Origin of the sequence: Actinoallomurus sp. CA-142502 (assembly GCF_050936355.1) — a bacterium.
Lineage (GTDB): Bacteria > Actinomycetota > Actinomycetes > Streptosporangiales > Streptosporangiaceae > Actinoallomurus > Actinoallomurus iriomotensis.
Map to the genome: position 1 here is coordinate 1,675,367 of NZ_JBNJMY010000001.1, position 23,758 is coordinate 1,699,124.

Below are 23,758 nucleotides of genomic sequence, written 5' to 3' on the forward strand. Positions count from 1 at the left end.
GATCGTCCACGGTTTTCGGCCGCTTCTCAGCGGTGCCGACGGAGAAGCGCAGGAACCCCTCGGGCGGTCGTGCACACTGGCCAGATGCGGATCATGGTCGGCGGCGACGACGCCCCTCTCGCCGACCGCATGGCCGAACTGGGTGGGTCGTACGGTGCGGAGGTGACCGCCACGGCCGGCGGGTTCTCGGCGCTGATGCGGGCGGCCGGGCGAGAGCGGCCGAACGTGGTGGTGACGACGGTCGGTCCGTCGTACGCGGATCACGGCAAGATAGGGACGGCGTTGAACCTCCGGCGCGGGGATCCGGCGGCCGGGGTCGTGCTTCTGTCACAGTTCGTCGAAGTGTCCTATACGGAGGATCTGGTGGCCGTCGGCGGCGTGTCGGATATCTGCAGGCGGGGAGTCTCAACCGGCCCGCGGACGTCGTCCTCGCGCTCCGCCGGGTCGCCTCGGGTGGGTTCGGCTTTGACGAGGAAGTGATCGGGAACCTGTTCGCCTGCACTTGGGTGCCGGAACTCCGGAGCCTCGGCACGGTGGAGCGTGAGGTGGTACGGCTGGTCGCGGAAGGGTGGTCCGATGACGCGATCGCCGCGCGGCTGTGGTTCGACGAGGCCACCGTGGTCAAGGTCGTCACCGAGGTCTTCACGAAGCTCGGGCTGGAGCCGGAGGCCGACACGACGCGCCGGGCCTTCGCCGTGCTCTCCCGCGCCGCGGAGCGCACATCACCGCCGCCCTGACCTCAGTCGCGGAGTGCGTCCGCGATCAGGATCGCGTGGATGTCGTGGGCCAGATCGTCGAAGCTGTCACGACCTTTGACGCGGACGTCGGTGGTCTTGTCGAGCCTGCGAAGACGCCGGCTCTCGGCGCCCGGGGTGTCGGGTGCCACGAACCAACGCTCCTCGGCGAGGCTGATCCGCAGGGCGCCGGCCGCGGTGTCCGCGGTCACCACCAGCTGACCGTGGGGGTCGTCGCGGGTGACGTCCTTGCGTTCGAGGACGCGCAGCTCCCGGCCGCGAAGCGCCCGTTCGAATCTTCGGACGGCGTTGTGGAGCCGGTGGATCAACTCGTCGCGGACGGAGGCGTCCGTGCCGGCGACCACATAGCCGCGCCGTCCGTCGCCGAACGCGACGGTACCGGCCGCCAGCGTGTGGGTCCGGCGCAGGTCGAAATGCGAGGAACCTTTCGAGAGGAACCACGCTCGGATGTCGTCGGCGCTCGGCGGCCCGAGTTCGTCGCCGAGAGGACCCAGCCGCCGGAACGCGCCGGGACAAGCCTCGACGGCGGTTCCTTCCGCCTCGATGCCGGCCATCCCGACGGCGATGCGGGGATTCGTTCCGCGATCGCGAAGGTCGATGCCTCACTGGCGCGCAAGCTGGGCTGGCGCAGGGCTTCGGTACGCGGTGAGGACATTTCCGCATGGCTCGGTGAACGCGCGGTCGAGATCGCCGAAGCATGCCGTAGACGTTTTCCCCATAGGCGTGCTCGATGAAGGCGATCGGAAAGAGCCGTGCTCCGATGTCGTCGGCGAACCCCGCGTACTCCGCCGGATCCATCCACGTGTCCAGAGGAAAGAAATGGAGGTGGATTCTCGAAAAGTCCACATCGAGCAGGCCGAACTCTCCCAGTATCTCGGTGGCCACCGGAAAGACCTCGTGACGGTGGCCCCGGATCCCTTCGCAGTTCGCCCAGCCCGACCGGTCGATCGCGCAGCCGTCGGGGCCGGACCGGCGCGACAGCTGCTCGTCCGCGGTCCCGCGATGGGCGTGAAGGGCGGATCGCGCCGTCGCGAGCACGGCCGGCGGGACGGGAGCGCACCGGTATCCGCTCGCGGCGATGTGATCGAGGAACTCCGGTTGCGGCGCGTGGTGGTGGGCGATCAGGTGGTAGGCGCAGGCGTCCGACCAGATCCACGTGCCGTCGGTGTAGTAGGAGAGCGGCACCTCGCGGCGGAGTCCGCGTCCACGGAACAGCGTGAACAGCCATGCCTCGCTCTGTTCGATCACCTGAGCTCCGCGCAGGTACCGCGCGACACGGTCGCGTTCGGCGGCGTCCTCGATGAGGGCGCGGCAGCGCCCGTGACGCGCGGGATCACCGTCGAACCGATGAACCTCGTCGGCGAACCAGAACCCCCCGAGAACCGAGGGCAGGATCGATATCAGGTCATCACCGGCCATGCGATGCCATCCATCCTCCGACCGACCGTCCCGGCTCATTGTCCAAGCGGGCCTGGCGAACGCCCACATGAGTGCGGCGGACGGGGTCAGGCGCGCGGCGCCGGGCCCGTGGTCGCGCGGACGATCAGGTGTGAGTCGAGGCTGTGGCGGACGTCGCCGACGCTCCGGCCGGCCACGAGGTCCAGCAGCACCGACACGGCGATCTCTCCGGCCTCCGCGCAGCGCAGGGAGATGGTCGTGAGGGGCGGGTACGTCGTCGCGGCGAAGACGTCGTCGCAGCCGACCACGCTCATGTCCTCCGGCACCCGTACGCCGTGCTCGGTGAGCCCGGCCAGGACGCCGTGCGCCACGACGTCGTCATAGGCCAGGACCGCGGTGGCGCCGGAGGCGAGGATGGCCTCCACGGTCGCCTTGCCGCCGTCGTACGTCGCGGGTTCCGCCTGGAACGTCGTGAGCGTCATGCCGTGGTCGGTGCGGGCGGCGGCGATCCCGCGCCGTCGCTGGTGGTCCGACCAGGCCCCGGGCGGCCCGCCGACGTAGGCGAGATGCTCGTGGCCGAGTTCGGCCAGATGCGCGATCGCCTGCATGAACCCCGTGTGGGAGTCCGTCAGCACCCGCGGCATCCCCGGTACGTCCCGGTTGATCAGGACCACCGGCCGCCGTCGCGCGTGCTCGGCGAGGGCGGCGTCGTCCAGCCGGGAGGCGGCGAGCACTAAACCGTCGACCTGCGGGGTGAACCGGGTGATCAGGCGGCTCTCCTGCGCCGGGTTCTCCGCGGAGTCGCCGAGCAGCACGCAGAAGTCCTGCCGGTCCGCGTCGACCTGGGCGGCGCGGATCAGTGGCGGGAAGAACGGGTTGGCGATGTCCGGCACGATCAGCGCGATGACGCCGTTCTGGCCGGTGGAGAGCGCGCGGGCGACCTTGTTCGGCACGTAGCCCAGGGTCTGCGCCTTGGCCAGCACCTTCTCGACGGTCTCCGGCTTCAGCAGGTCCGGCCGGGTGAAGGCGCGCGAGACCGTCGAGCGGGACACCCCCAGCTCCTTGGCGATCACGCTGATCGTCGGGACCGCGGCCGTGGGGCTCCCGTCTGGGCTCGCCATGAGGAAAACGTTAGCGCACAAGTAACACGAAAAGGTGCGCTGAACCCTTGATGTGCAACCGGTTGCATGACAATGTACGCAACCAGTCCTACCCCGGAGGTTGGTCGTGGGTTCTGTCGCCTGGATCGTGCTGTCGCTGTACTTCGCACTGATGATCGTGATCGGCTGGTGGGCCAAGTCCCGGGTGCACGACGCCCGCGACTTCTTCACCGCCGGCGGGCGGATGCCCTGGTGGCTCGCCGGCATCTCCCACCACATGTCGGGCTACAGTGCGGCCGTCTTCGTGGCGTACGCGGCCATCGCCTACACCACCGGCTTCGCCCTGTACGTCTGGTGGGCGATCGGCATCGTGTTCGCGATGGCGGTCGGTTCGGTGCTGTTCGCGCCGAAGTGGCCCCGGCTGCGGCAGCGCCTCGGCATCATCTCCCCGCTGGAGTACCTCACCACCCGCTACAACCTCCCCGCGCAGCAGGTGCTCGCGTGGAGCGGCGCGGCACTGAAGATCTTCGACGTCGGCGCCAAGTGGACGGCCAGCGCCGTGCTGCTGAACGTCTTCGCCGGCGTGCCGCTGCACTGGGGCGTGCTGCTGACCGGCGGAGTGACGCTGGTCTACTCCACGGTGGGCGGGCTGTGGGCCGACGCGCTGACCGACCTGGGGCAGTTCGTCATCCAGCTCGCCGCCGGAGTGGCGATGCTGGTCGTCACCCTGTCCAAGCTCGGCGGGGTCTCGGCGGTCTGGACGATCTGGGACCGGCTGCCCGCCGGCCACGCCAAGCCGTTCGCCGGCAGCTACACCGTGGTGTTCTTCCTCGTCTACCTGCTGATCGACACGCTGTCCTACAACGGCGGCACGTGGAACCTCGCCCAGCGCTTCATCGCGGCCGGGAACGCCGCGCAGGCACGGCGCGCGGCCGTGCTGTCCGGCGCCCTCTACCTGGTGTGGCCGCTCGTGCTGTTCTTCCCGATGTGGGCCGCGCCGCTGCTGCTGCCCAACCTGAAGGCGCCGGAGCAGTCGTACGCCCTGCTCACCACGCACCTGTTGCCGAGCGGGCTGATCGGCCTGGTGCTGGCCGGGATGTTCGCGCACACGATGGCGATGACCTCCTCGGACGCCAACGCCATCTCCGCGGTGGTGGTACGGGACATCATTCCGGGGCTGATGCGCGGCCGGTCGAGCCTGAGTCCCCGCACCGAACTGACGGCGGGCCGGATCGCCACCTTCTCCTTCATCGCCCTGTCGCTGGTCATCGCGCTGACCTCCGACCACTTCGGCGGCGTCCTCGGCCTGCTCATCCTCTGGTTCGGCGCGCTCGTCGGCCCGATCGCGATCCCCATGCTGTTCGGCATGCTGCCCTGGTTCCGGCGCAGCGGTCCCTCGGCGGCGATCCTGTCCTGGGCGGCCGGCCTCATCGTGTTCGCACTGACCAAGTACGTCTTCGACGGCCAGGTGGCGCGGCTCGGCGCGAACTGGGTGTCCACGGTCACCGTCGCCGGCCCGGTCATCGTGGCGTTCGTGGTGTTCACCGTGACCGGACTGGTGCGCCCGTGGCGGGACCCGGCCTCCGACGAGCTGATCGACGCGCTGGGCACGGACGGGGGCCCGGCGCCCGAACAGGCGATCGCCCATGCGTGACGCCCGCCGCTACCGGGAGCACCTGGAGAACGACGTCCTCGCCTGGTGGCTCGCGCACGGGCCGGACCGGGAGCTGGGCGGGGTGCACACCTGCTTCGCCAACTCCGGTGACACGCTGGTCTCCCCGGACAAGTACACCTGGTCACAGGGCCGGTGGGCGTGGCTTCTGGCCCGGCTCTCACGGGCCGCCCGGCGCGGGACGGTCTCCCTGGACGCCGACGACCTGCTCGCCCAGGCCGTCGCGACGGGCGAGTTCGTCGCCGAGCACGCCCTGCTCGGCGACGGCACGACCGCCTACGTGACGGCGGGGGACGGCACGGTCCGGCCGTACGGGCCGGACGGCGACCCGCACGCCAGTGTGTTCGCCGACCTGTTCGCCGCGCTCGGGTTCGCCGGGCTGGCGCTCGCCGACGGGGCGGCGGCCGGGCGGTGGGGCGGCCTCGCCGAGGAGCTCCTCGTGTCCGCGCACGAGCGGATCGCGGCCGGCACCGCGCGGACCGAGCCGTATCCGGTCGACCCGCGGTTCCGCGGTCTGGCCGAGCCGATGATGCTGATGCACGTCGCCGCGGAGCTGCACGCCGCGACCGGGTCGCGGCATGGCGGCCGGATCGCGCTGGCCGCCGCGCGTACCGCCCTGACCGGCGGCTTCGTCGACGGCACCGACGTACGGGACCTGGCGCTCCGGCGCCCGGGACCGGAGTCGTCTCTCCTGGCCCGGCACCGTACGCCCGGTCACCTGCTGGAGTTCGCCTGGTTCCTCACATGGGCCGCCGACCAGGTGTCCGCGGTCGCCGACGTCCTGCCGGACCCCGGCTGGCCGGCCCGTACGGCGCTGGCAGCGCTCGACCTCGGCTGGGACCGGCGCGACGGCGGCCTGCTCCGGTACGTCGACGTCGAGGGCGGCGCGCCACGGGGCGACCTGCTCGGCGACCCGTACGAGGACCTCGTCGTGCGGACGTGGGACACCAAGCTGTGGTGGCCGCACGCCGAGGCGCTGTACGCCACGGCGCTGCTCGCCGAGCGGCACGACGACGAGCGGCTCGGGGAATGGCACGACCGGGTACGCGACTACACGTTCCGTACCTTCCCGGAGGGGCCCGGCCGCGAGTGGACGCAGATCCGCGCGCGCGACGGCACCCCGCTGGACGAGGTCGTGGCCCTGCCGGTGAAGGATCCCTTCCACATCGCGCGGGCCCTGCTGCTGTTGGCCGAACTGGGGGAGAACACGAATTCCGATGCCCGACACCACCTATGAACCCGTCGTCCGCCGCCTGCCCGACACCGAGGCACTGGGCCGTGCCGCCGGGCGGGACATCGCCGACGCGCTCGTCCGCCTCCTGGCGGACCGGCCGGAGGTCCGGATGATCTTCGCCTCGGCGCCGAGTCAGGAGGCGGCCCTGCGGACGCTGGCCGGCCGGCCGGACATCGACTGGACGCGGGTCACGGCCTTCCACATGGACGAGTACCTGGGACTGGCCGCCGACGACCCACGGCGCTTCGGGAACTGGCTGCGTACGGCGCTGCTGGACCGGGTCCCGATCGGCGCCGCGCACCTGATCGACCCGGGCGACGACCCGGAGGCGGCGGCGGAGCGGTACGCCGGGCTGCTGTCCGCGGCGCCGATCGACATCGTCTGCTGCGGCATCGGCGTCAACGGGCACCTGGCGTTCAACGACCCGCCCGCCGACCTGCACGACCCCGCGCTGGTGAAGGTCGTCGAACTGGACGAGGTCTGCCGCCGCCAGCAGGTCGACGACGGCTCCTTCACGACGCCGGACGAGGTGCCGCGGCGGGCCGTCACCCTCACCGTGCCGGCGCTGCTGTCCGCCGGCGAGGTGTTCTGCATGGTGCCGGGCGCCCAGAAGCGGGCGGCGGTCACCGGGGCCCTGTACGGCCCGATCGACGGCCGGCTGCCGGCGAGCGCGCTGCGCACCCACCCCCGCTGCACCATCTACGTCGACGAGGAGTCCGCCCCCGATGTCCGCTGACCCGACCCTGACCTATCTGCGCGAGGTCACCGCGCTGCTGGAACGCATCCACGAGGAGGAGTCCGAGGCGATCCTGCGGGCCGCCGACCGGGTCGCCGAGCAGGTACGGGCGGACCGGCTGGTGCACATCTTCGGGCCCGGCGGTCATTCGAACCTCGCCGCGCAGGAGGTCTTCTTCCGCGCCGGCGGGCTGATGCACGTCTCGGCCATCCTGGACGAGGGCACGCTGCTGTCCAACGGGGCGCTGCGGTCGATGGCCATCGAGCGCACTCCGGGGTACGGACGCGTCGTGATCGCCGATGCGGGGCTGACCCCTGACGACCTGCTGATCCTCGTCAACGCGTACGGCATCAACGCCGCGCTCATCGACGCCGCGCTGGAGGCGAGGGAGCGGGGCGTGACGCTGATCGGCGTCAGCTCGCGCGAGCACGCCGAGCGGACCGACCCGGATCACCCGGCCCGCCATCCGACCAAGGCGAACCTGCACGACCTGGTGGACATCGCGATCGACACGAAGGTGCCGATCGGCGACGCGCTGATCACGATGGACGGCGTGGCCGAGCCGCTCGCGGCGGTGTCCACGTTCGCCAACGCGTACGCGCTCAACGCCCTGGTCCTGCGCACCGTGCAGCGGCTGGTCGAGTCCGGGGTGGAGCCGCCGGTGTGGCGCAGCGGCAACGCGCCGGGCGGTGACGAGGCGAACTCCCGGTTCCTGGACGCCTTCCGCTCCCGGGTGCGGAAGCTGTGAGGCTCACCGGCCGCGACCCGGCGACCGGGCGTACGCTGCGGGTCTCCGTCGAGGACGGGCGGATCGCCGAGGTCCGCGCCACGGACGGACCGGCGGAGCTCTGGCTCGCGCCCGGCCTCGTCGACCTGCAGGTCAACGGCTTCGCCGGGCACGACGTCAACGCCGCCGACGTGGACGAGACGGTCGTGACGGAGCTGGTGCACGCCGTATGGCGCGCCGGAGTGACGACCGTGGTGCCGACCATCGTGACCGCGCCGGAGGAGGACATCCGGGCCGCGCTGTCCGCCGTCGCTCGGGCGCGCGCCGCCGATCCGCTGGTCGCGCACGCGATCCCCTACGCCCACGTGGAGGGGCCGTTCATCTCGGCCGAGGACGGCCCGCGGGGCGTGCACGACCCCCGGTACATCCGGCGTGCCGACCTGGAGGAGGTGCGCCGCTGGGGCGACCTCGTCGGGATGCTGACGGTCTCCCCGCACGACGACGCGGCGATCGACCTCATCGCCGGGGCCGTACGCCTCGGGGTGCGCTGCGCGATCGGGCACACGCACGCCGATCCCGCCCAGATCACCCGTGCCGTCGACGCCGGGGCCGAGCTGGCGACGCACCTCGGCAACGGAGCGCACGCCATGCTTCCGCGCCACCCCAACCACCTGTGGACCCAGCTCGCCGACGACCGGCTGTACGCCGGGTTCATCGCCGACGGCCACCACCTGCCGGCCGACGCCTTCCGGGCCATGCTCCGGGCCAAGGGGATCGAACGCTCCCACCTCGTCTCGGACACGACCGCGCTCGGCGGGATGTCGCCGGGGCGTTACCGGACCGCGGTCGGCGGCGAGGTGGAACTGTCCGAGGACGGCCGGCTGTCCTATGTCGGCACGCCCTACCTGGCCGGCGCGTCCCGGTCGCTGGCCGACGGGGTGGCCACCGCGATCTCCATGGCCGACCTCACCCTGTCCACCGCGCTGCGACTGGCATCGGCCAACCCGGGCCGGTTCACCGGCGGCCGCGGGGTGCTGCGGCCCGGGACGCCCGCCGACCTGATCACCTTCGCCTGGCGGCCGGGCGACACCACCCTGGACGTGCGCACGGTCGTCGTCGCCGGGACGCCGGTGGTGAGCCGGTGACCGCGCGGGTCGGGGCCGCGGTCCGCGACTGCACGCCGCCGCCCGGCCTGGCCATGTCGGGGTTCGCCGCCCGCACCGGACCGGCCGCCGGCGCGCACGATCCGCTCACCGTGCGGGCGCTCGCCGTGGACGACAGCGTCCTGATCACCGTCGATGCCTGCGGGCTGCACGAGGACTTCTGTGCCCGGGTCCGCGCCGAACTGGCCGACTGCGGGTCCGTGGTGGTCGCGGCGACGCACACGCACGGCGGACCGGCGACCATGCCCGGACGGCTCGGCGGCCCGGTGGACGCGGACTACCAGGCGCGGCTGTACGCGACGTGCGTGGCCGCCGCCCGCGCCGCTCGTTCGGCGCGCGAACCCGCGTCGATCGAGGTGGGAACCGGGCCGGACCCCGGGATCGCGCGCAACCGGCGGCGCGCCGACGGACCGGTGTACGCGCCGCTGGGCGTCGTCCGCTTCCGGCGGGCGGACGGCACCTGCGCCGCGTCGGTCGTCGGCTACGCCTGCCATCCCGTCGTGCTCGGCGCGGACAACCGGCACTGGACGGCGGACTATCCCGGCGTGGTGCGCACGGTGATGGAGGAGGCCGAGCCGGACTCGGTGTGCCTGTTCCTCACCGGATGCTGCGGCGAGCTCAACACCGGGCACAGCGCCTACGCGTCCATGTCGGCCGGCGCGTCGGCGGAGCGCACGTTCGCCGCGGCCGGGCGGATCGGCCGACGGATCGCCGAGGCGGCGCTCGCCGTCCCAACCGCCAAGACCAACGCGGACGCCGGCACCGGAACGGGCGGGGCGTCGCAGGAGGTCCGGCTGCCCCTGCGGACGGCGGATCCGGCCGAGACGGCGGCCCTGGTCGCGCGGTGGGAGCGGGAGTTGCCGCAGGCCGACGCGGGCCGGCGTGAGCTGCTGCGCGCCTGGCTCGCGTGGGCGCGGGACGTCGCCCCGCGGACCCGGACGTGCTGGACCGGCCGGGTCACCGTGTTGCGGTGGGGGAGCCTGCGCCTGGTGGCGCTGCCGGGCGAGCCGTTCTCGGTGACCGCGCGCGACATCGCCGCCCGGGTGCCCGGCGACGTCATCGTCATCGGCTACAGCGACGGCTGCCCCGGCTACCTGCCGCCCGTCACCGAGCTCGACCAGGGCGGATACGAGGTGGAGGACGCACACCGCTACTACGGCATGCCGGCCCCGTTCGCGCCCGGCGCCGCCGAGTCTCTGGCCGACGCCGCCGTCGGCCTGGCGAGCGGCCTCTGACCGACCCCTATACGCGCGACGCGGAGCCGCTGGCGGGGGAGCAGCCCGCGGTCGAGCGCCTGTCCCGTCACCGCACGAGAAGGGAACCGCATGTCGCGAAGATTCTGGGTGACGACCGTCGCCGCGTTCGCCGTGGCCGTGATGCTGGTGGGCTTCACCTGGGGCGGCACGACGCCCCGGGCGAACGCTCTCACCGGCGGGCGGCCGGCGGCGAGCACGCTGCCGAAGGGCACCGTCCTGGCGAGCTACCCCGGCGGCAACACCATCGACACGGAGATCAGGGAGAAGCGGCCGCGGGCCGACGGCTACTACCACGTCGACACCCCGGCGACGATCAGCCAGCTGAAGAAGCTCCACGTCAACACGTTCTTGTTCCTCGTCTGGCACTCGCCGGCCGACTGGCAGGACCTGAGCGGCGAGTTCATGGCCGCCGCGAAGCGGGCCGGCATCAACGTGTGGGCGTACATCGTCCCGCCGTCCGAGTGCGTCAGCTGGTGCTCACAGCCGTACAAGACGGACTACCTGTCCTGGGCCCGCGAGATCGCCCAGCTCTCGACCCGGTACCCGAACCTCACCGGGTGGGCGATCGACGACTTCACGAACGGGCAGAACTCGCAGACGTTCACACCGGACTACATGCGGCAGATCAAGCAGATCACCGACGGCATCAACCCCGACCTCGGGCTGTACACCACCGCCTACTACCCGACGGCCGTCAACGACGCCTTCTATGAGAAGTACGCGCCGTACATCCGCGGCATCATCTTCCCGTTCCGCGACTACCCGTACTACAACACGCAGGTCACCTCGACGCTCGGCCCCGAGCTGGACACGATCCTGCCGCACGCGGACAAGTACCACACCAAGGTGGTGCTGATGATCTACACGGGCCGGTACAGCACCTTCGACGAGCCGACCCCCGACTATGCGAAGCGCGCCCTCGACGTCGGGCTCGGCTACGCGCGCCAGGGCCGCATCGAGGGGATCGCCTCGTACGGCACGCCGCACCTGGGCGCCCCGGCCGTGAGCTCCGACCTGCTCGCCATGTACGGGCGCGGCAGCCTGGTGTTCCAGAACTACGGCGGCTCCACCCCGGCCGGCGCCTACGAGTCGGCGTCCCAGACCGTGAGCGTCGACCCCGCCGCGCCGCGCTACACCATCTCGCTCTGGCGCTACAACCGCTTCTACAGCACGCCGACGCCCGGGCGGCTCATGCAGGTGCTCGTCGACGGGCACGTCGTCTGGTCCTCCGACATCGCGACCGACATGTCCGGCGGCAACCACGAGTTCCGGTGGATGCAGAATGAGGGCCCGATCGAGATCGACCCGGGCTACCTGCGCGGCAAGAAGCAGGCGACGCTGACGTTCCGGCTGTACGAGGACCAGGCGGCGAACTACCGGTCGCTGACCGCGTTCGACACGGTCCAGACCTCCGGGTTCGACGTCACCGACCCCGGCTTCGAGACACCGGGCAGCTGGCAGACCGCGTCCACCTTCGGCAACCTCATCCCGGAGATGAACGTCTACGACGCCGACCTCCCCAGCCACGTCTTCCAGGCCGTGGCCAGGGCGTTCGCGTCATAACCGGTCGCACCGTCGGTCGGTCGGCCGCGCGCGTCGCGCGGCCGACCGACCGGTCGCTCCAGAGCTGTCCGTCGGGGATGTTCGCGAGTCCGAGGGTGTCCACAGAACGCGATAGGGCCGGCATCGGCACCGGTATTTGGAGAACTTCATGAGACTGCACCGACTCGTCCCGCTCTCGCTGACCGCCGCCTGTGCGGTCGTCATGGCGCCGGCCGTACCCGCTGTCGCCTCGCCCGCCGCCACGACGGCGACACAGCCCGCCTTGACGTCGGGCAGAGGGCTACCACCTGAATACGAGCGGGCCCTGTTCGCGAGTACCTACGCCAGCCTGCGGGACCGGGTGAGTGAGCGGGGATACGCGCCCACGTCGCTCAAGGGCTACTACGGGGGGATGTACACCCGGGACGCGTCGGTCAACGCCCTGGCGTTGATCTTGGGCCGTGATTACCCGCAGGCCCGGAGGATCCTGCGGTACATCCTGGGCTACACGGCCGCGTCGGGGCAGCCGACCATCCCGCACCGGATCTTCCCGTTGAGCGACACCCTCGCCCCAGACGGGCAGCAAACCCAGGTCGGACACGCGGTCGTCGGCCTGGGCGGGGGCCGTGAGTTCACCCAGTCGATGCCGGCACCCGGGATCGTGACCGCCGTGGACGCATGGCTGAGCCGGTCTACGGCGGCGCACGGCACGGTCACCGCGACGCTGCGTGCGGTGCGGGACTCCCGGAGCGTGGTGGTGGACAAGGCCACACTGCCGGTCAGCGAGCTTCCCGCGAACGGAGGCTGGGTGACCTTCCGGTTCGCGCCGCCGCTGTCGACCGGGGTGCCCTCGGGCGGGTACGCCTTGTCCCTCTCCGGCACCGGCCCCACCGGTGGGGTCACCTGGTGGGGAGATACCAAGGCGGGCGCGGCTTTCCGGGAGCACACGCACGACTTCGCCCTCTCCGGCTACGACGCGTGGGATGAGGTCGACGAGAAGTACAGCGTGCTGCTCGCCTGGGCCCGGTACGTGCGGGCCAACCGCGGCGACCGCGCCTTCGTCGCACAGACGTGGCCGCTGGTGCGCGAGTACGCCGACCACCACCTGAACCAGCCCGGGTACCTGTCGGACGAGCTGAACCTCATCCGCAACCCGATCCTGGACGACGAGGGGTACAACAACGTCTACGACCTGCTGACCAACACCGTTACCGCACAGGCTCTCCACGAGTTGGTGCCCTTGGCGGGGCAGTTGGGCGCCGCCGACGACGCGCACCGATGGGCACAGACCGCGGACCGGATCTCGCGCGGGATCAAGCAGAACCTGATCACGAACGTCGACGGGAAGCCCGTCTACGGGGCGTGGTACGACGGAAAGGACCCGACCAAGTTCACCGTGGGGTGGACGTTCGTCAACCTCTCTCCCATCGCGTTCTCGTGGTATGGCCTCGACCGAACCATCATGCGGAACACCGTCGCGGCGTACATGGCCCATGAGAGCCGAGACTGGTCCGGAGTACGCATGTTGTCCTCGATGTCGGACTACGCATTCACCGGCCACAACGACTGGGTCCTCACCAAGGGGCTGGCATGGGAATGGGCCCAGGCCCACCAAGCCGGAGACACCGCCAGGATCGGCCAACTCGACCAGTTCCTGCGGCACTATTACCCCGACGTCACCCAGCCCATCAGCGAGGGCTGGATCCTCGACAGCGACGGCTCTCTGAGAGTCACCGACCCGGGCAACCAGGAGCACGCCGGTTGGTTCGCCGTCATGCTGCTGGAGAACTACCCGGCGCTGCGCGGCCATCACTGACGGTTCTCCCTGCCTTCGCCTCGTCACCGCGAAGGGACGGCCGGCCGCGCGAGGAGCGCGGCCGGCCCCTGCCATCACTCGGCCTGGGGGAAGCGGTAGCTGACGCGCTCCGCCGTCTGCGGGCGCGGCCACCGCGACGTGACGACCTTGCCTCTCGTGTAGAAGGCCACACCTTCGGCGCCGTGGACGTGCGTGTCGCCGAACAGCGAGGCCTTCCAGCCGCCGAAGGAGTAGTACGCCATCGGCACGGGGATCGGCACGTTGATGCCGATCATGCCGACGGCGACCTGCCGCTCGTAGCGCCGCGCGGCCTCGCCGCTGGAGGTGAACAGCGCGGTGCCGTTGCCGTAGGGGCTTCCGTTGACGAGCGCGATCGCGTCCTCGAACGTCGCGGCCCGCAGGACCACCAGGACGGGACCGAAGATCTCCTCCTGGTAGATCGGGTGGTCCGGCGTGACATGGTCGAAGAGGCAGGGGCCGACGAAGAAGCCGTCGCCAGGGTGCGCCTCGCGGCCGTCGACGACCAGGCGGGCGCCCGCGGCCACCCCCTGCCCGACCAGGTCGACGACCCGGTCCCGTGCCGCCGCGCTGATCAGCGGTCCCATCTCGCTGCGCGGGTCGTCGGCCGGTCCGACCCGCACCGAGCGGGCCGCGGCGGCGAGCCGGTCGACCAGAGGGTCCGCGACGTCGCCGACGGCGACGACCGCGGACAGCGCCATGCACCGCTGCCCGGCCGAGCCGAAGGCCGCCGAGGCGATCTGCCGGACGGTGTCGTCGAGGTCGGCGTCGGGCAGGACGACGGCGTGGTTCTTCGCGCCGCCCAGCGCCTGCACCCGCTTGCCCGCTGCGGCGCCACGGCCGTAGACGTACTCGGCCACCGGAGTCGAGCCGACGAACGACACGGCGGCCACGTCGGGGTGGTCGAGCAGCGCGTCGACCACCGTCTTGTCGCCGTGCACCACGTTGAACACCCCGTCGGGCAGGCCCGCGTCGGCGTACAGCTCCGCCACCCGCACCGACGCGGACGGGTCCCGCTCGCTCGGCTTCAGCACGAAGGTGTTGCCGCAGGCGATCGCGATCGGGTGCATCCACAGCGGCACCATGACCGGGAAGTTGAACGGGGTGATCCCCGCGCACACCCCGACCGGCTCCCGCAGCGAGTGCGAGTCCACGCCGGTGGAGACGTGGGGGGAGTAACCGCCCTTGAGCAGGTGGGGGATGCCGCACGCGAAGTCCACCACCTCGCGTCCGCGGACGACCTCCCCGCGTGCGTCGTCGATCGTCTTGCCGTGCTCGGCGGCGACGATCCGCGCCAGCTCGTCCTCGTGACGCTCCAGCAGGTCGCGGAAGGCGAACAGCACGCGGACGCGGCGGGTCAGCGACATGCCGGACCAGGTCTCGTACGCCTTGAGCGCGGCGGCCACCGCGTCGTTCACCTCCGCGGTGCCGCCGAGCGGCACCTCGGCCTGCGGGACGCCGGTGGCCGGCTGCCATACCGGGGCGGTCCGGCCGCTCACGCCGCGGGCCGGCGCCCCGGCGATCCAGTGGTCGATCGTGCGCATCAGGGTTCCTCTCACAGGTGGTGGCGCTGGGCGCGCCGGGCGGTCTCGTACGAGGCCCGGGCGGCACGCGTCGTGTCGAGCGCGGACGTCTCGGCGACCGGTACGTCCCACCAGGCGCCGGAGTCCGGAGCGGGGACGAGCGGGTCGGTCTCGATCTGGATGACGGTCGTGCGCGGGGACTTCTTCGCCGTGGCCAGCGCGTCGCGGAGCCCGTCGACCGTGCAACACCTCGCGCTCCGGAGCGGCGAGCTTCACACCGAGTCCGCCGGCGATCTCATAGCGGTGTCGACGTCGTCGGCCGCCGCGAAGAACGCGCCGCCCCCGGCGGCCCCGGTCGCGTAGACCTCGGTGACCTCCCGGCCGGTCACCCAGCGCACGATGTCGTAGTCGTGGACGGAGCAGTCGCGGAAGATCCCACCGGAGCCGGGCAGGTACTCCGGAGGCGGTGGAGCGGGATCGGAGGTGCAGGCGCGGAGCGTGTGCAGGCGGCCGAGCCGTCCGTCCCGTACGGCCTGGCGGACCGTCTGGTAGCCGGCGTCGAAGCGGCGCTGGACGCCGACCTGGAGCGGGACCGCGGCGGCCGTGACCTCGGCACGGACGTCCCGCGTCTCGTCGATGTCGCCGGCCACCGGCTTCTCGCAGAAGATCGGCAGACCGGCGCGGACACCGGCGCGGATGTGCTCGGCGTGCGTGCCGGTGGGGGTGGCGTCCGGCCTGCGCCGAGAAGCCCAATGCGCATGGAGTTGCTCGCCTTCGGTGGTCGGTGTCCGACCGATGGGGGATGACCAGGTAGTTCTATCCACGCCACGGCGGAAGAGTCAATACTTTGTCCTGACATGCTGACGTAAGGAGCTTAAGCCATAGATGGGGCATACTGGGGGGTACGTCGCCCTGAGGAGTTCGCGTGGAGCCCATCGGGAAACTGATCACGATCGACCGGAGCAGCCCGGTGCCGCTGTACTTCCAGGTGGCGGAGCGGCTCCAGGACCTCATCGAGTCCGGCACGCTGGCCCAGGGCGTCCGCCTGGAGAACGAGATCACGCTCGCCGACCAGCTCGGCGTCTCCCGGCCGACCATGCGCCAGGCGATCCAGCACCTCGTCGACAAGGGCATGCTGGCCCGCAAGCGGGGCTTCGGCACGCAGGTCGTGCACAACCGGGTCCGCCGGCAGGTCGAGCTGACCAGCCTGTACGAGGACCTCGCCCGCGACGGCCGGGAGCCGCGCACCGAGGTGCTGTCCTTCCACACCGTCCCCGCCGGCGGTGACGTCGCCGCCGCGCTCCAGGTGGAGCCCGGCGCCGACGTACTGTCCGTACGGCGGCTGCGCTATGCCGGTGACGAACCGCTCGCCATCATGCACAACCACCTGCCGGCCGGCCTCATCGACGTCACCGAGGACGACCTGAACCGGCGCGGTCTGTACGAACTGCTGCGTGCGGTCGGCGTCACCATCCAGATCGCCGAGCAGGCCGTCGGCGCGCGGCGCGCCACGGCCGGGGAGGCGCGCCTGCTCGGGGAGACGCGGGGAGCGCCCCTGCTGACCATGTCGCGCACCGCGTACGACGACGCCGGACGCCCGATCGAGTACGGATTCCACCTGTACCGGGCCGACCTCTACTCCTTCGAGATGACCCTGCGGGCCCGCTGAGCCGCTCCGTGGCTGCGCTGGTCGTCTGCCACGAGTGCCGGGCCGCCGCGAACGGGCGGGTCGGCTGATGCCGCCCGTGAGCGCCGCCGGACCGCTCTTCCCCTGGCTGGTCACCGATCTGGACGGCACACTCGTCGGCCGCGACCTGCGGATCGTGGCCCGCAGCGCCGACGCGCTGCGGCGCTACCGCGAGCGCGGCGGCACCGTCTACATCGCCACCGGCCGCAACGAGGAGTCCGCCGGCCGCTACCACCGCGACCTCGGCCTCGACACGCCGATGATCCTCTACAACGGGGCTCGCGTCGTCGACCCCGCCACCGGCAGGCGCCTTCTCGACCTGCGGCTCGACGACTCCTGCCTGCGGAACGCGGTGCTGCCGGAGTTGCCGGCCGGCGTCGGCGCCGTCGGGTTCGCCGGAGAGAACGCCTACGCGCTGCGTGCGGCCCCGGCACTCGCCGACTACGCGCGCCGGGACGGCATCACGCTTCGCACGGACGCCCCGGCCGAGCCGCTGACCAAGGCGATGCTCATCGCGCCCGCCCCACCGCTGGACGGGCTCGCCGCGCTGGTGGCGGAGCGGTGCCCCGGCGTACGGCTGCTCCAGTCCGAGGACACCTACCTGGAGATCCTGCCGGCCGAAGCGGGGAAGGGCCCCGCGCTGCGGTGGCTCACCGAGCGGGAGGGGATCGACCTGTCACGCGTCGCGGCCATCGGTGACAACCCCAACGACATCGACATGATGACGGCCGTGGGCCTCGGCGCCGCCGTCGGCGACGGGCACCCGGAGGCGCGGGCGGCGGCCGACATCGTGGTCGGCGGCTGCGCCGACGGAGCCGTCGCCGACCTCGTCGACCGGATCCTCGCCGACGGGAAGCCGGAATGATGCTGACCGTGCTCGGGCCGTCGGACGCGGCGGATCCCGCGCTCGGCGAGCGATCCGCTCCAGGTGCGCATCGACTACGTCGAGGGTCAGGGTCTGCTGCGCGCCATCATCGACGACTGCACCAGCGCGGGCTTCCACGTCTCGGGGCTGCGCGTCGCCGGCACGGACGCGAGCGCCTCCGCCTCACTGGTCGGCGTCCTGCTCGAGCTGTCCGGCCGCGGGTCCACCGACGATCTCCTGCCGCGCCTGTCCGGCCGAGAGGGGATCCGCGAGGTCATGCTCACCGACGGCGCCGTCCAGTAACGCCTCGTCCACTCCGGCGGCGGTGCGCTGATCAGCCGCGCCGCATGAGCCGGGCGACGGCCGCCATCATCTCGGTGGTCATCTCGTCGGTGCGCTGCTCGGTGGCGGCCTCCTTGACGCAGTGCTTCACGTGGTCGTCCAGCAGGCCGAGGGCGACCTTGTCCAGCGCCGCCTGGATCGCGGAGATCTGGGTGAGGACGTCGATGCAGTAGCGGTCTTCGTCGACCATGCCCTGGACGCCGCGGACCTGGCCCTCGATGCGGCGCAGGCGGGTGCGCAGCTGGTCCTTGGTCGCGCTGTAGCCGCGAGCCGCCGGGGCGGAAGCGGCCTGCGCGGACCTCTCCGTGCTCATGAGGCCGACTCTAGCAAACCCCCATGGGGTATGTTATGGTCCTCCCAAGTTACCCCCTAGGGGTATCCGCCTCGCTGAGGCGGAGGCCCCTGCTATCCATATACCCGGTATGGGTACCTTAGGAGTCGGCCGTAATGGAGCGGTCACCGACATCGCCGAAGGAGAGCACAGATGACGACGACCCAGTACAAGGTCAAGGGCATGACGTGCGGCCACTGCGTTTCCGCGGTGACCGCGGAGGTCGGGGCCATCGACGGTGTCACCGACGTCGACGTCGACCTGGCCTCGGGGACGGTCACCGTCGCCAGCACGGCGCCCCTCGACGAGCAGGCGGTACGCGACGCCGTGGACGAGGCCGGCTATGAGGTCACCGGTTCCTGACCGGGCCCGCTCCGGGGGGCCTGAGAGCAGCGAAGGAAGGCAGCGATGAACACACCGGCCAGGCTCGGCATCTTCACGATCGGGCTGGCGGCGGTGTTCGGCGCGGCGCTCGGGGCCGGCCGCCTGGCCGGTCCCGTCGGAGCCGCGGATCGGCCGAACGCCTCCCACAACGACATGGAGCAGCACACCGGCCATGACATGACGCACGCGACCATGCCCGGAGGGCTGCTCGTCTCCGACCACGGCTACACCCTCACCACCACTACCGCGTCCACCGGGACGTTCGCCTTCCGGATCATCGGCCCGGACGGGCGGGCGGTGACGGCGTTCGACACCGAGCACGACAAGCGGATGCACCTCATCGTCGTCCGCCGCGACCTGTCCGGCTTCCGGCACGTGCACCCCGCCATGGACGCCGACGGCACCTGGCGGGTCGCCGCACCCTTCGGCGGGCCGGGCACCTACCGGGCGTTCGCCGACTTCAAGCCCGCCGGCGCCGACCCGCTGACGCTCGGCATCGACACCGAGGTCGCGGGCGAGACGACCCCGCGGCCGCTGCCCGCCCCGGCCACGACCGCCTCCGTCGACGGCTACACCGTCACCCTCAAGGGCGCGTTGACGGCGGGCCGGGAGAGCCGGCTCGACCTGACGGTCTCGCGGGACGGCCGGCCGGTCACCGACCTTCAGCCCTATCTCGCCGCGTACGGGCACCTGGTGGCGCTTCGTGTGGGCGACCTGGCCTACCTGCACGTCCACCCGGACGGCGAGCCGGGCGACGGCAGGACGAAGCCGGGGCCGACCGTGACCTTCCACGCCGAGGTGCCGTCCGCCGGCTCGTACCGTCTCTACCTGGACTTCCAGCACGACGGCGCGGTCCACACCGCCGAGTTCACCGTGACGGCCGTCGCTTCCCCGACAAAGGAGGGCTCATGAGCACCACGGCACCCGAGCGGGTCGAGCTGGTGATCGGGGGCATGACCTGCGCGTCGTGCGCCAACCGCGTCGAGAAGCGCCTCAACCGGCTGGAGGGCGTCACCGCGACGGTCAACTACGCCACCGAGAAGGCCAGCGTCGCCTTCGAGCCCGGCGTCTCCCCGGACGACCTGATCGCCCAGGTGGAGAAGGCCGGGTACACCGCCGCCCTTCCCGCCCCGCCGAAGCCGGACGAGGAGGAGACGGCGCCGGAGGCCGAGGACGCCACCGTACGCGCCCTGCGCGACCGGCTCCTGGTCAGCACCGTGCTGGCCGTACCCGTGATCGCGCTGGCGATGATTCCCGCCCTGCAGTTCACGTACTGGCAGTGGGCCTCGTTGACGCTGGCGGCACCGGTGCTGGTCTGGGGTGCGGCGCCGTTCCACCGCGCCGCGTACAAGAACCTCAGGCTCGGCGCCGCGACGATGGACACGCTGGTGTCGCTGGGCACGATCGCGGCGTTCGGCTGGTCGCTGTACGCGCTGTTCTTCGGCACCGCCGGCGAACCGGGCATGCGGCACCCGTTCACCCTCACCGTCGGGCGCGTCTCCGGCGCGGGCGAGATCTACCTGGAGGTCGCCGCCGGGGTGACGGTGTTCATCCTGGCCGGCCGTTACTTCGAGGCCCGCTCCAAGCGGCGCGCCGGGGCCGCGCTGCGGGCGCTGCTGGAGATGGGCGCGAAGGACGTCGCCGTGCTGCGCGACGGCCGCGAAGAACGCGTCCCCGTCGAGCGGCTCACCACCGGCGACCGGTTCGTCGTACGGCCCGGCGAGAAGATCGCCACGGACGGCGTGGTGGTCGAGGGCGGCTCGGCGGTCGACATGAGCATGCTCACCGGGGAGTCCGTGCCGGTCGAGGTCGGGGTCGGCGACGCCGTCGTCGGCGCCACCGTCAACGCGGGCGGCCGCCTGGTCGTCGAGGCGACCAGGGTCGGCTCGGACACCCAGCTCGCGCAGATGGCCAAGCTGGTGGAGGAGGCCCAGAGCGGCAAGGCGCAGGTGCAGCGCCTCGCCGACCGGGTCTCCGGGATCTTCGTGCCGATCGTGATCACGCTCGCGGTGGCCACCCTCGGGTTCTGGCTCGGTACGGGCGGCGGCGTCACGGCGGCCTTCACCGCGGCCGTCGCGGTCCTCATCATCGCCTGCCCGTGCGCGCTCGGCCTGGCCACTCCCACCGCCCTCCTGGTCGGCACGGGGCGCGGCGCCCAGCTCGGCATCCTCATCCGGGGCCCGCACATTCTGGAGTCCACCCGGCGGATCGACACGGTCGTGCTGGACAAGACCGGCACCGTCACTACCGGCAAGATGACCCTGACCGACGTCGTCACCGCCGACGGCCAGGACGCCGACGAGGTGCTGCGCCTCGCCGGAGCGCTGGAGGACTCCTCCGAACACCCGATCGCCCAGGCCATCGCGAGGGGCGCCGTCCAGCGGGTCGGCGACCTGCCGCCGGTGGAGGACTTCGCGGCCGTCGAGGGCCTCGGCGTCCAGGGCGTCGTCGACGGGCACGCCGTGCTGGTCGGCCGTACGCGCCTGCTGGACGAGTGGTCCCAGCACCTGCCCGCCGAGCTGGAACGCGCCAAGGCCGCCGCCGAGGCCGACGGCGGCACGGCCGTCGCGGTCGGCTGGGACGGCGAGGCCCGCGCGGTCCTCGTCGTCGCCGACACCATCAAGGACACCAGCGCCGAGGCGATCACTCGGCTGAGGTCGCTGGGCCTACGGCCGGTCCTGCTCACCGGCGACAACGAGACCGTGGCCCGCGCGATCGCGGCCGAGGCCGGCATCGACGAGGTCATCGCCGAGGTCCTGCCCGCCGACAAGGTCGACGTCGTCAAACGCCTGCAGGCCGAGGGCAGGACCGTCGCGATGGTCGGAGACGGCGTCAACGACGCCGCCGCCCTCGCCCAGGCCGACCTGGGCCTGGCCATGGGCACCGGCACCGACGTGGCGATCGAGGCCGCCGACCTGACCCTCGTACGCGGCGATCTGCGCGCCGCCGCCGACGCCATCCGCCTGTCGCGCCGCACGCTCGGCACCATCAAGGGCAACCTGTTCTGGGCCTTCGCCTACAACGTCGCCGCCCTGCCCCTGGCCGCCGCCGGCCTGCTCAACCCGATGCTCGCCGGTGCCGCGATGGCGTTCTCCAGCGTCTTCGTGGTCAGCAACAGCCTGCGGCTCCGCCGGTTCCAGCCGGCCCGCTGAGAGGCACCTGACGCCCGGTTCCGGCCACCGGCCGGAACCGGGCCGCGGTCGTCCGAGCGGGGGTGTGGCGCAGGGGACTTGTAGGGTTTTGGGCGGTCAGAGGCGTCTTACGGTCTGGAGTGCTGACTTGCCCGCTTTTTCGCGTGAACGCCTCAGTGTCTTCGTGGACGCTCCGGCGTTCCAGCGTGCGATCATCGCCGTCATCACGTTGAACGGGCTGGCGCTCGGGCTGGAGACCTCGCCCGGCCTGGCCGACGGGCACTCCACGGCCTTCCTGGTCATCGACCGGTTCGTCATCGCGATCTTCGTCGTTGAGATCGTTCTGCGGATCGCCGCACAGGGAAAGGCGTTCTTCCGCGACCCGTGGAACTGGTTCGACCTGGTCATCGTCGCCGTCGCCCTCGTTCCGGCGTCGGAGTCGCTGTCCATCCTCCGGCTCTTCCGGTTTCTGCGGGTGCTGCGGCTGATCTCCGTGGTGCCGGGCATGCGCAGGGTGGTCTCGGCGCTGTTCACCGCGATTCCGGGGCTGGCCTCAATCCTGGTCCTCCTGCTGCTGTCGCTCTACGTCGCGGCCGTCATCGGCGAGCGGCTCTTTCACGAGGCGGCCCCGAAGCATTTCGGAAACCTGGGAAAGTCGCTGTTCACGATGTTCACGGTGCTCACGGTCGAGAACTGGCCGAGCGTCGCGGAGGACGTGATGGCCAAGGAGCCGCTGGCCTGGGTCTTCTTCGTCACGTTCATCGTGGTCACGGCGTTCTTCATCCTCAACCTGCTCATCGGCGTGATCGTTTCCGCGATGGAGACCGAGGTCAACGCCTCACGGTGGAAAGAGGACCAGGAACTGGAGCGGGCACAGCACACCGCGCTGATGAACGAGATCCGGGCGCTCAACGAGAAGATCGACCGGCTCGCGGCCGACTCCGCGACCGCCGGTTCCTCCCGCGACGCCGGATGATGCCGACTCCCGGAGAACCGGAGTCGCCTCCGATAAGGTGCTATCGTCGGCGTAAGCGGACCCAACTCCGCTTACCGTCTCATGTGGAAGGAACTCCCATGACCTCGGACAGCACCTCCTCCTCCCGGCTCACCGTCACCGGTGTCCCGCGTGCCGGCGGGGCCGGGGTGATCGGCGGACGCACGGTCTCCCGCGTCGGATACGGCGCGATGCAGCTACGCCGGCGAGGCGACCGCGACGAGGCGATCGCCCTCCTGCGCCGCGCGGTGGAGCTCGGCGTCGACCACGTCGACACCGCCCAGTTCTACGGCGACGGCTTCGTCAACGGGCTCATCCGCGACGCGTTCCGCCCCGAGGACGGCGTCGTGGTCGTCAGCAAGGTCGGCGGCGATCCCAACCCGGGCGGCACCTTTCAGGTCCGTCCCGCCCAGCGACCCGAACAGCTGAGGGCGAGCGTCGAGGACAACCTCAAGAGCCTCGGCCTCGACCAGATCCCGGTGGTGAACCTCCGCCGCCTGGACACCGGACCGGGCCTGCGGGTCGAGGGCGACCAGGTGGTCGACCTCGATGACCAGCTCGCGATGATGACGGCGCTGCGGGACGAGGGCAAGATCGGCGCGATCGGCCTGAGCAACGTCACCCTGGACGGACTGCGCCGAGCCCTTCCCGCCGGGATCGCCTGCGTCCAGAACGCCTACAGCCTGGTGGCGCGCGGCGACGAGGAGATGCTCCGGCTCTGCGCCGACGAGCAGATCGCCTGGGTACCGTTCTTCCCGCTCGGCGGCGCCCTCCCCGGCATGCCGAAGGTGACCGACGACCCGGCCGTCATCGCCGTCGCGCGGTCCCTCGGCCGCACCCCCGCGCAGACCGGCCTCGCCTGGCTGCTGCACCACGCGCCGAACGTGCTGCTCATCCCGGGTACCGCGGACGCCGCCCACCTCGAAGCGAACATCGCCGCCGGAACGATCGCCCTGGATGACACCGCCATGGCCGCGCTGGACGCCGCCCGGTCGCACCCCACCGACCTCCCGCTCGGCTGAGCCGCTCTTTTCGCCATCGAACCGGACACCATCGGAAAACACCCTCAGAGTGCACGCGATCA

The 23,758-nt window shown here is 71.6% G+C and carries 23 protein-coding genes; 18 read left to right on the plus strand and 5 right to left on the minus strand.

Going from position 1 to position 23,758, the window contains the following annotated elements; all coding sequences use genetic code 11:
- Positions 1 to 84: 84 nt before the first annotated feature.
- The gene (locus tag ACQEV1_RS08225) at positions 85 to 480 is read left to right on the plus strand and encodes a hypothetical protein (RefSeq protein WP_433392745.1); all 396 of its coding nucleotides are present in this window, start codon (positions 85 to 87) and stop codon (positions 478 to 480) included.
- A 26-nt stretch (positions 481 to 506) separates the two neighbouring features.
- Positions 507 to 737: a hypothetical protein gene (locus tag ACQEV1_RS08230; protein ID WP_433392747.1), complete on the plus strand. Its 231-nt coding sequence runs from the start codon at positions 507 to 509 to the stop codon at positions 735 to 737.
- Positions 738 to 739: 2 nt separating this feature from the next.
- Here ACQEV1_RS08230 and ACQEV1_RS08235 read toward each other — a convergent pair whose 3' ends face one another.
- Together ACQEV1_RS08235 and ACQEV1_RS08240 are read right to left on the minus strand one after the other, a co-directional pair.
- Positions 740 to 1,309 (minus strand): hypothetical protein, encoded by a 570-nt coding sequence (locus ACQEV1_RS08235; RefSeq protein ID WP_433392749.1) that lies wholly within the window; start codon positions 1,307 to 1,309, stop codon positions 740 to 742.
- Positions 1,310 to 2,260: 951 nt separating this feature from the next.
- Complete coding sequence (locus ACQEV1_RS08240; protein ID WP_285621520.1) at positions 2,261 to 3,274, minus strand: LacI family DNA-binding transcriptional regulator; 1,014 nt, start codon at positions 3,272 to 3,274, stop codon at positions 2,261 to 2,263.
- Positions 3,275 to 3,380: 106 nt separating this feature from the next.
- On the opposite strand from ACQEV1_RS08240, the gene ACQEV1_RS08245 reads away from it, so the two are divergent.
- From ACQEV1_RS08245 to ACQEV1_RS08280, 8 genes are all read left to right on the plus strand, one after another.
- Positions 3,381 to 4,907, plus strand: coding sequence for a sodium:solute symporter family protein (locus tag ACQEV1_RS08245; RefSeq protein WP_285621518.1), 1,527 nt, complete (start codon positions 3,381 to 3,383; stop codon positions 4,905 to 4,907).
- Positions 4,900 to 6,162 carry an AGE family epimerase/isomerase gene (locus tag ACQEV1_RS08250; protein ID WP_433392752.1) on the plus strand — a complete coding sequence of 421 codons (1,263 nt, stop codon included), beginning with the start codon at positions 4,900 to 4,902 and terminating at the stop codon, positions 6,160 to 6,162. The genes ACQEV1_RS08245 and ACQEV1_RS08250 overlap by 8 nt, the downstream gene beginning before the upstream one ends.
- Positions 6,143 to 6,895 carry a glucosamine-6-phosphate deaminase gene (locus tag ACQEV1_RS08255; protein WP_433392754.1) on the plus strand — a complete coding sequence of 251 codons (753 nt, stop codon included), beginning with the start codon at positions 6,143 to 6,145 and terminating at the stop codon, positions 6,893 to 6,895. The genes ACQEV1_RS08250 and ACQEV1_RS08255 overlap by 20 nt, the downstream gene beginning before the upstream one ends.
- Positions 6,885 to 7,643 (plus strand): SIS domain-containing protein, encoded by a 759-nt coding sequence (locus ACQEV1_RS08260; protein WP_285567546.1) that lies wholly within the window; start codon positions 6,885 to 6,887, stop codon positions 7,641 to 7,643. The genes ACQEV1_RS08255 and ACQEV1_RS08260 overlap by 11 nt, the downstream gene beginning before the upstream one ends.
- Complete coding sequence (locus ACQEV1_RS08265) at positions 7,640 to 8,767, plus strand: N-acetylglucosamine-6-phosphate deacetylase (RefSeq protein ID WP_285621510.1); 1,128 nt, start codon at positions 7,640 to 7,642, stop codon at positions 8,765 to 8,767. Before ACQEV1_RS08260 ends, ACQEV1_RS08265 begins: the two co-directional genes overlap by 4 nt.
- Positions 8,764 to 10,020 (plus strand): hypothetical protein, encoded by a 1,257-nt coding sequence (locus ACQEV1_RS08270; protein ID WP_433392757.1) that lies wholly within the window; start codon positions 8,764 to 8,766, stop codon positions 10,018 to 10,020. Before ACQEV1_RS08265 ends, ACQEV1_RS08270 begins: the two co-directional genes overlap by 4 nt.
- Positions 10,021 to 10,110: 90 nt before the next feature.
- Positions 10,111 to 11,604 carry a hypothetical protein gene (locus ACQEV1_RS08275; protein ID WP_433392759.1) on the plus strand — a complete coding sequence of 498 codons (1,494 nt, stop codon included), beginning with the start codon at positions 10,111 to 10,113 and terminating at the stop codon, positions 11,602 to 11,604.
- 148 nt (positions 11,605 to 11,752) lie between these two features.
- The gene (locus ACQEV1_RS08280) at positions 11,753 to 13,399 is read left to right on the plus strand and encodes a hypothetical protein (protein ID WP_433392761.1); all 1,647 of its coding nucleotides are present in this window, start codon (positions 11,753 to 11,755) and stop codon (positions 13,397 to 13,399) included.
- A 74-nt stretch (positions 13,400 to 13,473) separates the two neighbouring features.
- Here ACQEV1_RS08280 and ACQEV1_RS08285 read toward each other — a convergent pair whose 3' ends face one another.
- Both ACQEV1_RS08285 and ACQEV1_RS08290 read right to left on the minus strand, forming a co-directional pair.
- Positions 13,474 to 14,964, minus strand: a complete 1,491-nt coding sequence (locus ACQEV1_RS08285) for a CoA-acylating methylmalonate-semialdehyde dehydrogenase (RefSeq protein WP_433405859.1) — start codon at positions 14,962 to 14,964, stop codon at positions 13,474 to 13,476.
- A gap of 248 nt (positions 14,965 to 15,212) precedes the next feature.
- Positions 15,213 to 15,764: a Gfo/Idh/MocA family protein gene (locus ACQEV1_RS08290; RefSeq protein ID WP_433392763.1), complete on the minus strand. Its 552-nt coding sequence runs from the start codon at positions 15,762 to 15,764 to the stop codon at positions 15,213 to 15,215.
- 110 nt (positions 15,765 to 15,874) lie between these two features.
- On the opposite strand from ACQEV1_RS08290, the gene ACQEV1_RS08295 reads away from it, so the two are divergent.
- The 3 genes from ACQEV1_RS08295 (at position 15,875) to ACQEV1_RS08305 (ending at position 17,795) form a co-directional block, all read left to right on the plus strand.
- Positions 15,875 to 16,609, plus strand: coding sequence for a GntR family transcriptional regulator (locus ACQEV1_RS08295; protein ID WP_433405861.1), 735 nt, complete (start codon positions 15,875 to 15,877; stop codon positions 16,607 to 16,609).
- A gap of 76 nt (positions 16,610 to 16,685) precedes the next feature.
- A complete protein-coding gene (locus ACQEV1_RS08300) occupies positions 16,686 to 17,492 on the plus strand; it encodes an HAD family hydrolase (RefSeq protein ID WP_433392765.1) in 807 nt (268 codons plus the stop codon).
- Between the two features lie 63 nt (positions 17,493 to 17,555).
- On the plus strand, positions 17,556 to 17,795 hold the full coding sequence (locus tag ACQEV1_RS08305) for a hypothetical protein (RefSeq protein ID WP_285621495.1): 240 nt from the start codon (positions 17,556 to 17,558) through the stop codon (positions 17,793 to 17,795).
- Between the two features lie 31 nt (positions 17,796 to 17,826).
- On the opposite strand, the gene ACQEV1_RS08310 is transcribed toward ACQEV1_RS08305, so the two are convergent.
- Positions 17,827 to 18,147: a metal-sensitive transcriptional regulator gene (locus ACQEV1_RS08310; RefSeq protein ID WP_285621492.1), complete on the minus strand. Its 321-nt coding sequence runs from the start codon at positions 18,145 to 18,147 to the stop codon at positions 17,827 to 17,829.
- A 171-nt stretch (positions 18,148 to 18,318) separates the two neighbouring features.
- Here ACQEV1_RS08310 and ACQEV1_RS08315 point away from each other — a divergent pair, with 171 nt between their 5' ends.
- From ACQEV1_RS08315 to ACQEV1_RS08335, 5 genes are all read left to right on the plus strand, one after another.
- Complete coding sequence (locus ACQEV1_RS08315; protein WP_285567564.1) at positions 18,319 to 18,528, plus strand: heavy-metal-associated domain-containing protein; 210 nt, start codon at positions 18,319 to 18,321, stop codon at positions 18,526 to 18,528.
- Between the two features lie 45 nt (positions 18,529 to 18,573).
- Positions 18,574 to 19,461, plus strand: a complete 888-nt coding sequence (locus ACQEV1_RS08320; protein ID WP_433392768.1) for a hypothetical protein — start codon at positions 18,574 to 18,576, stop codon at positions 19,459 to 19,461.
- Complete coding sequence (locus tag ACQEV1_RS08325) at positions 19,458 to 21,701, plus strand: heavy metal translocating P-type ATPase (RefSeq protein WP_433392770.1); 2,244 nt, start codon at positions 19,458 to 19,460, stop codon at positions 21,699 to 21,701. Before ACQEV1_RS08320 ends, ACQEV1_RS08325 begins: the two co-directional genes overlap by 4 nt.
- 127 nt (positions 21,702 to 21,828) lie before the next feature.
- Positions 21,829 to 22,656, plus strand: coding sequence for an ion transporter (locus tag ACQEV1_RS08330; protein ID WP_433392772.1), 828 nt, complete (start codon positions 21,829 to 21,831; stop codon positions 22,654 to 22,656).
- Positions 22,657 to 22,754: 98 nt separating this feature from the next.
- A complete protein-coding gene (locus ACQEV1_RS08335; protein WP_433392774.1) occupies positions 22,755 to 23,696 on the plus strand; it encodes an aldo/keto reductase in 942 nt (313 codons plus the stop codon).
- Positions 23,697 to 23,758 lie beyond the last annotated feature (62 nt).